The sequence below is a fragment of the Vibrio sp. B7 genome (assembly GCF_963888765.1).
Taxonomy (GTDB): domain Bacteria; phylum Pseudomonadota; class Gammaproteobacteria; order Enterobacterales; family Vibrionaceae; genus Vibrio; species Vibrio anguillarum.
In genome coordinates, this window is the sequence record NZ_CAWPKR010000037.1 from 171,323 (window position 1) to 184,374 (window position 13,052).

The following is a 13,052-nucleotide window of genomic DNA, read 5'->3' on the forward strand; positions in this document are numbered from 1 at the left end:
ATTTCGCCTTAATCAATGGTATGAGTTAAGCACTGTGCGTTGGCTTCATCGCACCGCATGATAACCATCTGACTCTTGTGTTTAATGAATAGGACAATGCAGACCAGAAGAGAGGTCAATATCATCTCTGCTATTGTCTGAACTCATACCGATCATGTTGATCTCACTTATCTTTTACTTAAGGATAGACCAAGAAAGAAAGAAAAAGGCTATTATTTTTTAAGCCGAAAGTTTACTTTCGGCTTAATTTAGAATTGAGTAGCGAATGAAGAAGCGCTGACGGGCTGGATAGAAGAGTATTTGGCCGTGGTCAACGCATTCAATAGCGATACCCCTGTCGCTTCTTGATCGGTAAAAACTCGCGCAGTCATCACAGCTTTTCCGCCGTTGATGAACACTTCTAATGAAGAATTATCCGCGAGAATCTGCAGCTCAACCTGTTCACACTCTAAGGCCAATTCACGAATCACATCACCTTGACGTATCAAAGTATGGGAACGATCAAAACGTAATACTTTTTGCTGGGCATCCAAACTCAGTTCAACGTATTGCTCACCTTTTTCAAACAAACGTAAGCTTGCCCCCCACGGCAAAGTGATACACATTTCAAAACTTTTGGTGTTGAGAATGGTGCATTTATCGCTTAACTCCAAACTTACCGGCTGGTTACATAACTGCTCTAGCTCCTTTATAGGCCTTTGAATAAGTTGACCATTCTCAACACTCAACTCACGCAGTGCCGTAAGTTGATGCAACCAGCCGTTGTCACAACTAGGATGATTAATTTCGTCAGGCAACCCCATCCATGCACACAAGACGCGCCGCCCGTCTACCGTTTGCATGGTTTGAGGAGCATAAAAATCAAAGCCGTGATCCAGTGGTTGCAGATTACAAAAGTGAGGATGATCATTGTCATCCCATAAGACTTTTGCAATACGATTTTGATGGACAACTGTGTGATTCACATTATCTGAAATAATCCCTTGAGGACCAAAAACAAAATAACTTTGGCCCGCGATTTCAAACAGATCGGGACATTCCCACATGTAACCTAGCGGCGCGATTTCTTCACCAAATAGACCATCGAAATGCCACTCTTTAAGATCATGTGAATGGTAAATAGCCAGCCGACCTTGCAACTGCGTTGTTTGCGCGCCAAGCAACATGAGCCATTTCCCTCGGTGGCGCACTATTTTAGGGTCGCGAATGTGTTCCGTGACACCCGTTGGCAAATTACGGATCACTGGGCCACGTTTTTCAAAACGGAGACCATCTTGCGACACGGCTAAACATTGCGTTGTTTGACGCAATCGCTGGTCACCTAACCGAACATTGCCAGTATAGAAGAGCATCAACTCATCGTTGTGACTTAAAGCATGACCAGAAAAAACCCCATGGCTGTCGTACCAATCTGATGGAGTCAGTGCAATACCTTGCCATTGCCAGTGAATAAGATCAGTACTCGTCAGTTGTACCCAATATTTATCCTTGTGCTCACACCCATAAGGATACCACTGATAAAAAAGATGATATTTTCCTTGGTGATAAATGAAACCGTTTGGATCATTGAGCAGCCCTTGCGGCGGAGAAATATGCCAAGTAGGACGAAATGGACAATCGTTTGGCGAGGAATAGGCGTACGCATTAAGCCGCAACTGAGAATCAATCATTCGGCCTAAACTGTTGATCAGTTCATCGGCATATTCATTGATGCTATCTTGTTGAATCAAAAATGAAAGCTGCCATTCACCGAGCACTTCTCGCAAGCGCATATGACTCGGCAAAACATTGACTAAAGCTGGATCTCGCAGCGCAATAACGATTTCGCCTCTTGGTGCGAGTACTCGCTGAATATTGGCCGGCCCGCCAACTAATCTCACCATCTCTTCAAATGACTTTTTTTCTACTGACACTGTTTCTAATGACATGACTTACACTCAATCTCTGGGAACGATTGCAAAATATAAAAAAATAAGCCTGCTTGCAAGCATTGGTGAAATATTGCCCTCAATTATGCGGGCTTCCCCTCAGCAAGTACCTTCAGTCTTAGCCAGTTTCACGTTCGATATTTTGGAATGTTAACACGACTTTACTCATCTCCTGCCCACGACCAGCAATACGTTCAAGCAACATCTTGGCTGCATTTTCACCTGCTTTATCAAAGGCATAGTTGAATGTTGATAAGCTTGGGTTACTGACAAATGCGAGCTCATCATTGCCAACTCCTAATACTTTTATTTGCGATCCAACCTGAACTCCAGACTCTTGTAGTGCTTTCACCGCTCCAACCGCAATTCTATCGGTTGCGCAAAAAAGACCATCTAATTGTGGGTATTGCGTGATTAATGTTTTAGCTTGTAAGTAACCAGATTCAATCGAAAAATCACCACGCACATGAAACAACAGGGTTAAATTGTTGATACCCAGTGCTTGCTCTAACCCTTGAGAACGCAAGCAATCCACCGCTACGTCATCGCTCTGAACACCAATAAAACCAATGTGTTGACAACCTTTTGCTATCAACCGTTTACCCGCTTCGAATCCAACGCGAAGATCATCATGAACAATACTCGGGATATCGTGCAGTGAGCCATCTTGCCCAACCAATACCACCGGGACATTAGATTGTTGGATTGCTTTCACTAATGGCATATCAAGGTGTGTAGCGTAAAGTACAATGCCTTCGACTCTCTTTTGATTAAATATTTGAATATATTCTAATTCTTTAGCGTGATCTTGATGAGTATTGGCAAGCAACACGTGTTTGCCCGCTTGTTCAAATATGGCACTTAAACCATCAACGCCTTGTGCTGTCGCATGCGAAGAGACTCGCGGAACGATGACTCCAATTAAATTGGTTTTTTGTGATTTGAGATCTTTAGCGACTTGGTTGACCATATAGCCGCATTCGGAAATTGCCTTTAACACTTTGATTTTTGTAGACTCTTTAACACCATACTCATCATTTACAACGCGTGAAACCGTCGATTTAGAAACTCCGGCCAGCTTAGCGACATCGTGCAAACTCGACATACATAACCTTACTCATTCTGTTTTGGGATTGTTTGCAAAACTCAGCGCTGCAAACGATCGAATAGTGTGATTCTAACGCTGTTTGTAGAATTATCGATCTCTCTTTTACTGATCTAATTCACAGAATCAATGGTTGGCTTTTGACTACTTTGAATTATTCATCAAAAATTCATTATGCAAACGTTCCCAAAAATACTTATTTTAATTTTATCCACCATGCTTATCTTAAAGAGATCAAGTCATCTGGATACCAAACAACAACCGGGGTGGGTTATGAACTATCCAGTCATAGCAAAACAATTATTAGAGCAATTAGGTGGCAGAGAAAATATCCAAGCCCTTGCTCACTGTGCAACACGTTTAAGATTAGCGCTAAAAGATGACGCATTGGTTGATGAACAAGCCATTGATTCACTTGAAGGTGTCAAAGGACAATTCAAAGTCGCTGGCCAATATCAAATTATTTTTGGCTCCGGTATCGTTAACCAAGTTTATGCGGAAATGGCCAAGCTGACCGGCCTTGCTGAAATGTCAACCAATGATGTTGCAAGCGCGGGAGCACAAAAGCAGAACCTAGTGCAGCGCGCCGTTAAAGGGTTGTCGGACATTTTTGTCCCTATTATCCCGGCCATCGTTGCTGGCGGTTTATTGATGGGGTTGTTCAATGTACTGACAGCCACTGGGCTTTTTATCGAAGGGCAGTCACTGATTGATGCCAACCCGGGCTTGGCTGATCTTGCCAGCATGATCAACACCTTCGCTAACGCCCCTTTTGTTTATCTTCCTGTTTTGTTGGCATTTTCTGCTTCTAAAAAATTCGGCGGCAACCCATTCCTTGGCGCTGCATTAGGTATGCTGATGGTTCACCCAGACCTGCTTAATGGTTGGGGATTTGGCGGCGCGTCTGTCGCAGGCACCATCCCTACTTGGAATATTTTTGGCTTTGAGATCCAGAAAGTCGGCTATCAAGGCTCTGTCTTACCCGTTTTAGTCTCCGCCTTTATTCTTGCAAAAATCGAAAATGGCCTGCGCAAAATTATCCCTTCTGTACTGGATAATTTACTGACGCCTATGCTCTCGATTTTCATTGCAGGCTTTTTAACCTTCACACTGGTAGGCCCGATGACCCGCGATATCGGCTTTCTATTAGGTGATGGGCTGAACTGGCTATACGATTCTGCTGGCTTCATTGGTGGTGCACTGTTTGGCTTTATCTACGCGCCGTTTGTGATTACTGGCATGCACCACAGCTTTATTGCTATCGAAACACAACTATTGGCTGACATCGCCATTACTGGCGGTACGTTTATTTTTCCTATTGCGGCCATGTCAAACGTCGCACAAGGTGCAGCAGCTTTAGCGGTTGGTATGAACACCAAAGATATCAAATTAAAAGGCATTGCGATTCCATCAGGTGTGACCGCCCTTCTGGGCATTACCGAACCCGCAATGTTCGGTGTAAACCTGAAACTTCGCTACCCATTTATTGCTGCGATCATCGGTTCAGCTTGTGCCAGTGCATTCATCACCTTGTTTAATGTCAAAGCACAAGCGTTAGGCGCGGCTGGGCTTCCAGGAGTGATTTCTATTAACCCAGAGAAAATCAGCTACTACATCATTGGCATGCTTATTTCTTTTGTCATTGCCTTTACCTTAACACTTGTTTTGGGTGCCAAAGAGCGCGCAAAGCTTGATAAACAAGCAACAGCGTAACCCCCAAGGCTGTTATGCTCCTAAGCCCGCTCGATGTGAGTGGGCTTATTTCTTCAGCGAATAACACGGATATTGGAAGAAAAAATGAATCGAGTTTGGGTGACAGGCGACGCGGTCGTCGACTTAATTCCTGATGGTGAAGCACACTATCTAAAATGTCCGGGCGGTGCTCCGGCGAATGTGGCTGTTGCCATCGCAAAATTGGGGGGTAATAGCGCCTTTTTTGGCCGTGTGGGTAATGACCCTATGGGGCGCTTTATGCAATCCACATTAACCGAAGAGAAAGTGGACACCCGATATTTGCAGTTGGATGGTCAACAAAGAACATCAACCGTCGTGGTCGATTTAGACTCGCACGGCGAACGCAGTTTTACCTTTATGGTGAAACCGAGCGCGGATCAATTTGTCCAATGTTCAGACATTCCCACCTTTTTAGCGGGCGAATGGCTGCATTGTTGCTCCATTGCACTGGCCAGTGAACCGAGTCGCAGCACTACCATTGAAGCGATTAAACGCATCAAAGCCAACGGGGGATTTGTCAGTTTTGATCCCAATCTACGAGAAGAGGTCTGGCCTAACCCCGAAGAGATGATCCCAGTGGTGATGAGCGTGGTGGCAATGGCGGATGTGGTTAAGTTTTCCGATGACGAACTGCTCTTGCTCACGCAGCGCCCTAGCCTTGAGCAGGGATTAATCTCAGTGAAAGAATTGAACATTCCGCTGATTGTCATTACTCAAGGTGCAAAAGGAGCGCTGGTGATCACAGCAGAGATGCAAACAATGATTACGGGAAAAGCCGTAAAACCTATCGATACAACAGGTGCCGGAGATGCTTTTGTCGGTGGATTGCTGTGCCAGTTGTCATTACATAAAGAGTGGTTTACTAAGGGTACTATCATAAACGCAGTGCAATGGGCTAATGGCTGCGGAGCATTAGCCACCACCCAAAAAGGGGCAATGACAGCGCTACCAGATAAACACATGCTTGATCAATGGATTGGCTAAAATGATGGCTTGTACTTACAAGGACGTAAGTCGTGTTGAAGTTCGAGCAAACTGCGAAATAAACGGATGATTTTCAGAGGATGTTTGCTACGCTTACTGCATGATTAAGCAAACAGCCCTCGGATAAGATGCAGACATTTGTTAAATATGAACGATGTAGACGGTGGGTAGTTAGCTTACTATTTTGCTTACTGCCCATCGTTGTAGCTAGCCCAATTATCGCTTGGCAGACACGAGCTGATTTGAATCATCACATGCAAAACGTTCTGGTAAAAGGTATAGATTACATTAATCTACTGCTAAGAAATGCTCATGTTGCCAACGAGCGTGCGGCGCCCTACCTTAATATGGATTGCCTAGATGCTACTCGTTATTTGCGCGAGCTAGTGGCGACAACTCCCGATATCCGGACCATCAATTTAGCCAAACAAAATACTATTTATTGTAATTCGTTAACCGGTCAAGTAAACGATCACTACCAAATCGACAGCTATGTCAGTGGTGAGCTCTATTTAATGGCTGGTAATCGACTCACACCTCTCCGGCCTGTGTTGGCTTTTCACAGAACTTACGAACAGGGTATGGTGATCACTGGTGTTAGTTCCTATTACCTAACTAACATGCTTATTTTACTTGATCGCTATGGCAAACTTTATTTTCACGTTGGCAAAAATCACCTCGACGAGACTGGCGTTGTAACTTCCGAACCGTTATTTCCCACAATCATTAATACTTCAGAACGCTACCCTTATTCACTATCGACCCTATTAACTATTGATGACTACTGGCTTTATTTTAAAAACACCAAACAAACCAGTGCGATGTTAGCTCTCTTAATGGGAATCGGTTTAGGCGGATTTGTTTTTTGGAAACTCGGCCAAGCTTCGTCAATGCAAGGAGAAGTGAAACGCGCTATTCAATCCAACGAATTCGTTCCGTATGTACAACCGATTGTTGATGGTAGTGGTCAGCTCTGTCATATCGAAGTGCTTGCCCGCTGGCAACATCCTGTTCATGGATTAGTGAGGCCCGATCTTTTTATTCCCTTAGCGGAGGAATCTGGGCTAATCATTCCTATTACGACTCAGTTAATGTCCCAAGTAGAGCATGAACTTTCATTACATCAGTCACAATTTCCAGAGTATTTCAGTATTGGATTTAATATTTCAGCCAAGCACTGCGTAGCTTCCAATTTGTTTGATGATTGCAAACATTTCATTGAAACCTTCAACAATCGTAAACATATTTTAACGCTAGAGCTCACTGAGAGAGAGTTGGTTACTGATAGTGATGAAGCGAAAAAGCTCTTCCAGTCATTGGATAAAATAGGTGTGTTGCTGGCAATTGATGATTTTGGTACGGGTCATTCTAGTTTGAACTATTTGCAAGAGTTCAAGTTTGACATTTTAAAAATCGACAGAAGCTTTATTACCATGATCGGTAGTGATGCGATCTCTAGTCATATTGTTGAAAACTTAGTCGATTTGGCTAAGCGACTTGGGTTAAAAACCATAGCAGAAGGTGTGGAAACCCAAGGCCAGATTGACTTTTTGAACGAAAGAGAGATTGACTATTTGCAAGGCTATTTCTTTTATAAGCCTATGCCGCTCAGTGAGTTTATCACTCTGCTTAAAACCACCTAGATCAATCTCTGGCATTCCAATACGATGATAACTAGAACTTCAGTGGTTATTTCTTATGACGAGAGGCCAACTGAGCACGGTAGCGAGCTAAATGAAAACGCTTGCGAACAGGTTGTTGAACAGAAAGTTGTTTTAACACTTTATTAAGCTGTTTCGTGTGATGTGCACTATTATGCTCTGCTGATTGCCCATCTTCTTCAATGAAAAATGAGGCGACACTCGCGGTCAATAAACCGAAAAGTGTAATACCCGTCAACATCAGAAACACGGCAACACCACGCCCAAATGGAGTGATTGGATACATATCGCCGTAACCAACAGTAGTAATCGTGGTCATTGCCCACCAAATCGCATCAGAAAAATCATTGATTGGGCTATCCGTGCCCTTTTCGACCAAATAGACAAAAGCCGCAGAAAGAAGCACTGTCGATAAGCTGGTTAGCCCAATAAAGCTGAGCGTTTTTTGTCTCAGTACCGCCTTTGTTTGACGCCATGCTCTTGGCAAGATCAGTAAAATGCGTAAAAAACGGAGCGGACGTAGGAATGGCATGGCAACAATCAACACATCTGGCCAGTTTTTTACCATGTAACGCACTGGATGTGGGCTGAGTAAGACCTTGACCAATAACTCCGTTGCAAACAATGCCCAAATAATCCAAAGCAGATGCTCCAGAAAATCAAGCTCTTCGGGCTGTAAAGGTGCAATATCTGGTAGTAAAGCGACGATCACATACACTACCGATAGTAGCAGCATCGGAATTTCAGTTTTATGTTCGATCGCAGACAGTAGCTGTAAACGTGTTTTTAATTTCATGATTCAAATACCTTTTTCCGTTTACCTTAACGCCAAAAGTACCAAGTGAACAGTACAACCATCCCTTTCGTTACCCAATTAGCACTCAATTCGAAATGGAAATCACTATAAACTAGGTGGTTGAGATGTAAAGAATTGTGACCTTAACAACGCTAAAATAACCGCCTTGAGCGTTATTCTAAGCTCTTCACACCCAATATTTCACTCACAAAAATCTCAAAAACACCATAGGAGTCAAGTTTCAATTGTGATACGATGCACAACTTTATGGATATCTCTCTATTTTCATATGGACGTGACCCGATACCCAAGCCACTTAGGATGCTGTCGATGACCAATAAGTGAGGCCGAAAAAACATCAATAAAATGGTGTAATTGGCGTCAATGAACGTGATCAATACAGCAATGCTGCAAGTGGGACAGGTATAACTCCGTTGTTTTACTCCGAGGTCACTTATTACCATGTCTTTTTTAAAAGATTTAGCCATTCGCAAAAAAATTGCGCTTGCCTTTACTATTATCGCGTTAGTCAACATCGCCTTCGGTTATTACCTATATCGTTCATTGAACGAAATACAAGATGACCTACTCAATCTAACGGATGACACACTTCCATCAATGATGATGGTCAATAACGTCAAATACAATATGGCTTCTGTGCGACGTGCTCAAATCAGTTTGCTTTCCGCAACCGATCAAGCCGAAATTACGGAGGATATTCGTTGGATGCAGGAACACTATCAAGCAATTGATAGTGCACTAGCCACCTATGAGCGTGCGGTTTGGACCGATCACGAGCGTTCGATTTTTATGCCAGTTAAAAACCTCTGGCGTGACTACTTAACTGCGCTTGGCTCTTTTAATGACGATATCCTCAATCAAAATATCGTAAAAGCTCAAGGGGATATTTCAGCCTCTTTGGTTACATTTGAACGCCTAGAGAGTGCGATTGACGATCTTCTCAATTTAAACCAAACCTTTGTTGCCAAAAATCGCTCTGAACTGATGACGCTTATTCAAGCTATCACCTCATTTTCCACAGGCAGCATCGTTGCGCTGATAGCGTTTATGGTGTTCATTACACTATTACTTTCTCGCTTAATCTGCCAGCCACTACAGTTGGTTGTACAGCAAGCGAATGCCATTGCTGGAGGTAATTTAAGCCATCGATTAGCACGTCAGCATATTGGGCAAGATGAGCTAGGTGAATTGGCCGATGCGTGTTCAAGTATGCAAGAGAATTTACGCTCAATGGTGGAAGAGATCATCGCCGGAGCGACTCAACTATCTCATGCTGTCGATGAAGTTAGCGCCGTCTCTGAACAGACATCACAGGGCATGCAAGAGCAACAGGTCGAGGTCATGCACATTGCTACGGCCATGACGCAAATGAAATCAACGGTTGCAGAAGTGGCACGAAGCACAGAAGTCGCTTCTGACGCCGCTCGTGAAAGTAACCAACAATCCATCCTTGGATCAAAACAGATGGATTCCGTCGCTAATGCTATCTCTCTTGTGACTCAAGAAATTGATCAAGCAGAACAACGCGTATTAGAACTTGAGCAACAAGCACAGCAAATTAACGTTGTCGTTGACGTGATAAGCAACATCGCCGACCAAACCAATTTGCTTGCACTTAACGCAGCAATTGAAGCGGCGCGTGCTGGTGAACAAGGGCGTGGTTTTGCGGTTGTGGCTGATGAAGTCCGTGCTTTAGCTGGCAAAACTCAGCAATCGACGGGCGACATCGTCAATATTATCCAAAGCCTACAAACATGTGCACTGCGTGCTCGTGAAGCGACGTCACAAAGCAGTGTACTTATGGGACAATGTGTGGAGCAAAGTGGCCAAACTCAAATCGCGATTGACCACATTAGTAATCAAAGCGCGCATATCGCAGATATGACCATTCAAATCGCCAGTGCGTGCGGAGAGCAAGATTCGGTTAGCGAAGAGCTCAGCCGCAATATCGAACGCATTAGTGAATCAGCCAAGCAAGTTGCACAAGGTTCTTCCAGTGCCGCTCAAGCGTGTGCAGAGCTGAGTCAGTTGGCAGCAATGCTACAAAATACGGTACGTCGCTTCCAAGTCTAACTCTCATATCGTGGGTTTAAAAATAACGGCCTCTTTTGAGGCCGTTATAGTATCCATTCTCTTGCTATTTATTTATAGCTTAAATCTGTCGCTTTACCTTTAAAGATTCGGTAAACCACAAAGGTGTACAGCAAAATCATCGGCATCACAATCACGACACCAATGCCCACTACCAATAAGCTAGCCGTAGAGGCGGCTGATTCTTGAGCCGTCATTATCCCGGGGACGACATCAGGGAAAAAGCTATAGGCTAATCCAAGAAAGCTTAATGCAAAAATTAGCATCACGCCAAAAAATGGCCATTGAACGCCCATATCATTCACTACAGGCACTCTTTTTAAATAGCGATCAACCATAAAAATCGTGACTAACACCACCACCGGAACAGGAGCTAATAACAGCATTTCAGGGAAACTAAACCAACGTTCCGCGACCAGTGGATTAAATAACGGGTTAACAATACTGACTGAGAAAATACCCAGCGCGGCCAACCAACCCGCGCGGCGTGACCAGCGCGCCGCTCGAATTTGTAACGCGCCTTCGGTCTTTAACACCAGCCAAGCTCCACCGATATAAACATAAGCGGCCGTCACGCACAGCGAACTGAGTAGTGCAAAGCCATAAGCCTGCATCGACTCCTCAAAGCTCATCACATACCGTCCAATCATGTAACCTTGGGTTAATGCGGCAAGTAAAGAACCGGTTTTAAAACACAAGTCCCAGTGGTCTTTATGATCCGCTTTCGCTTTTGCACGAAAATCAAACGCTACACCACGCATAATCAATGCGATCAGCATCAGTGCGGTGGGCAAATACAGCTCTGTCAAAATCAAGCTATGTGCACTTGGAAACGCAATCAATAAAATACCAACGCCTAGCACTAGCCATGTTTCATTGGCATCCCAGAAAGGACCAATTGAGGCGATCATTCTATCGCGCTGTTGCTCATTATTTTGGGGTAATAAAATACCGACACCCAAATCATAACCATCAAGTACCGCATACATGAAAATGCTAAAACCAAGCAGTAAAAGATAAATTTCCGGTAGATAAGAGATCATAATTGTGCCTTTTGCTCGTCAATCGGTTGAATCGTTATGCTTGTAGAGAACTGCCTTGCTAAATAAAACAGTGTATGAATATAAGCAACTAGCAATACGGCATAAATGGTTAAATACATGGCTAATGACAGCACAACAGAACCACTTCCAATCGCAGTAACTGCATCAGAAGTACGTAATACACCACTGACAAGCCATGGTTGACGACCAATTTCAGTAACATACCACCCTGCTAATGTGGCTACCCATCCCGAAAACGTCATCGCGACAACGGTATAAAGGTAGAACTTGGGTAAGGTTTTTTTACGAATTAAACACCATGCACCAAACCAGCTCACTAGCAGCATCAGCACGCCAATTCCGACCATAATTCGAAAGCCAAAGAACAGTGGCTTAACCGGGGGATGGTCCGGTGCAAATTGATTTAAACCCACAATTTCACCGTCGAGGTCATGCGTGAGTATTAAGCTAGCTAATTTAGGAATGCCGAGTTCAAAGTGATTGCTACGTGTGGCTTCATCCGGCCAAGCGAACAAGAGTAACGGTGCTCCTTGCTCCGTGTCCCACACCCCTTCCATCGCGGCAATTTTAGCGGGTTGGTGTTTTAACGTATTTAAACCGTGTAAATCGCCAACAAAAATTTGTATTGGTATAGCAATGGCCGCGAGAATAATGCCGACTCTAAGGCCCACTTTCGCTGCTTCCAGTTGTGAATTACGCAAAAATTGGTAAGCAGAGATCCCTGCAATGACAAAACTTACGGTGAGTAAAGAAGCCAGCAACATATGTACAAGCCGATACGGCATAGAAGGATTGAAAATAACCTCTTTCCAACTGGTGACATGAACAATGCCTTCGATCACTTCATAACCAGCAGGTGTATGCATCCAACTATTTAAAACTAAAATCCAAAAAGCAGAGAGTGATGTGCCTATCGCCACCAGCACGGTTGCTAAAGTATGCACCCATTCAGGTACTCTTCCACGCCCAAAAAGCATCACGCCAAGGAAGGTCGCTTCCATAAAAAAGGCCGTCATCACTTCATAGCCTAACAATGGCCCAGCTACGTTACCGACTCTCTCCATAAATCCTGGCCAGTTAGTCCCAAATTGAAAACTCATCGTGATACCAGAAACAACACCGAGCGCAAAAGTCAGGGCAAATATCTTGACCCAGAAATAATATAAGTCCAACCACAACTGAGCTTGCGTTCGTACAAAACGCCACTTAAAAAATACCATCACCCATGCAAGCGCAATCGTAATGGTTGGAAATAAAATATGAAAACTGATATTGGCGGCAAACTGGATCCGCGACAACATGAGGGTCTCTAACATCACTCTTTCCTCAATCAAAAAAGACTAGGCAATCAAATAACAACAATTTACTTAATTGTTAATTACGTTGATCGACCTAATTAAGTTCACTGCCTGAGGATTTTCTTACTTAAAGTCACTAAGGCTCCTCGTCGATTGAGGGGAATGAAAATCCAGAACAGCGCAGCCAATGAGTTGTACCAATCATCAGCTGTAAGACCGAGGAAAAAGATGTATCAAATTACGGAAGAATTATGACAAAAAATAACCGTGCCCCATAACAAGCGTTAGGTTTGAGTAAGCAGTAAGCCTTGCTTCGGCTTACAACGCAAAAAGGGTCGCATTTGATGCGACCCTTTACTCCTCAACAAAC

Annotated in this window: 9 protein-coding genes; 4 read left to right on the forward strand and 5 right to left on the reverse strand. The window is 43.8% G+C overall.

Going from position 1 to position 13,052, the window contains the following annotated elements:
• Positions 1-248: 248 nt before the first annotated feature.
• Together AACV32_RS14510 and AACV32_RS14515 are read right to left on the reverse strand one after the other, a co-directional pair.
• A complete protein-coding gene (locus tag AACV32_RS14510; RefSeq protein ID WP_170895334.1) occupies positions 249-1,928 on the reverse strand; it encodes a glycoside hydrolase family 32 protein in 1,680 nt (559 codons plus the stop codon).
• 118 nt (positions 1,929-2,046) lie between these two features.
• The gene (locus AACV32_RS14515; RefSeq protein ID WP_010319758.1) at positions 2,047-3,033 is read right to left on the reverse strand and encodes a LacI family DNA-binding transcriptional regulator; all 987 of its coding nucleotides are present in this window, start codon (positions 3,031-3,033) and stop codon (positions 2,047-2,049) included.
• A 273-nt stretch (positions 3,034-3,306) separates the two neighbouring features.
• On the opposite strand from AACV32_RS14515, the gene AACV32_RS14520 reads away from it, so the two are divergent.
• The 3 genes from AACV32_RS14520 (at position 3,307) to AACV32_RS14530 (ending at position 7,394) form a co-directional block, all read left to right on the forward strand.
• Positions 3,307-4,746 carry a sucrose-specific PTS transporter subunit IIBC gene (locus AACV32_RS14520; protein WP_170895335.1) on the forward strand — a complete coding sequence of 480 codons (1,440 nt, stop codon included), beginning with the start codon at positions 3,307-3,309 and terminating at the stop codon, positions 4,744-4,746.
• A gap of 84 nt (positions 4,747-4,830) precedes the next feature.
• Positions 4,831-5,751 carry an aminoimidazole riboside kinase gene (locus AACV32_RS14525; RefSeq protein ID WP_170895336.1) on the forward strand — a complete coding sequence of 307 codons (921 nt, stop codon included), beginning with the start codon at positions 4,831-4,833 and terminating at the stop codon, positions 5,749-5,751.
• 254 nt (positions 5,752-6,005) lie between these two features.
• Complete coding sequence (locus tag AACV32_RS14530) at positions 6,006-7,394, forward strand: EAL domain-containing protein (RefSeq protein WP_249339503.1); 1,389 nt, start codon at positions 6,006-6,008, stop codon at positions 7,392-7,394.
• A 46-nt stretch (positions 7,395-7,440) separates the two neighbouring features.
• Here AACV32_RS14530 and AACV32_RS14535 read toward each other — a convergent pair whose 3' ends face one another.
• Positions 7,441-8,208, reverse strand: coding sequence for a potassium channel family protein (locus AACV32_RS14535; protein ID WP_017044802.1), 768 nt, complete (start codon positions 8,206-8,208; stop codon positions 7,441-7,443).
• 462 nt (positions 8,209-8,670) lie between these two features.
• On the opposite strand from AACV32_RS14535, the gene AACV32_RS14540 reads away from it, so the two are divergent.
• On the forward strand, positions 8,671-10,302 hold the full coding sequence (locus tag AACV32_RS14540) for a methyl-accepting chemotaxis protein (protein ID WP_170895338.1): 1,632 nt from the start codon (positions 8,671-8,673) through the stop codon (positions 10,300-10,302).
• Positions 10,303-10,370: 68 nt separating this feature from the next.
• Here the strand turns inward: AACV32_RS14540 and AACV32_RS14545 are convergent, their stop codons facing one another.
• Complete coding sequence (locus tag AACV32_RS14545) at positions 10,371-11,363, reverse strand: cytochrome d ubiquinol oxidase subunit II (protein ID WP_170895339.1); 993 nt, start codon at positions 11,361-11,363, stop codon at positions 10,371-10,373.
• Positions 11,360-12,700 (reverse strand): cytochrome ubiquinol oxidase subunit I, encoded by a 1,341-nt coding sequence (locus tag AACV32_RS14550; protein WP_017050919.1) that lies wholly within the window; start codon positions 12,698-12,700, stop codon positions 11,360-11,362. The genes AACV32_RS14545 and AACV32_RS14550 overlap by 4 nt, the downstream gene beginning before the upstream one ends.
• Positions 12,701-13,052: the final 352 nt, after the last annotated feature.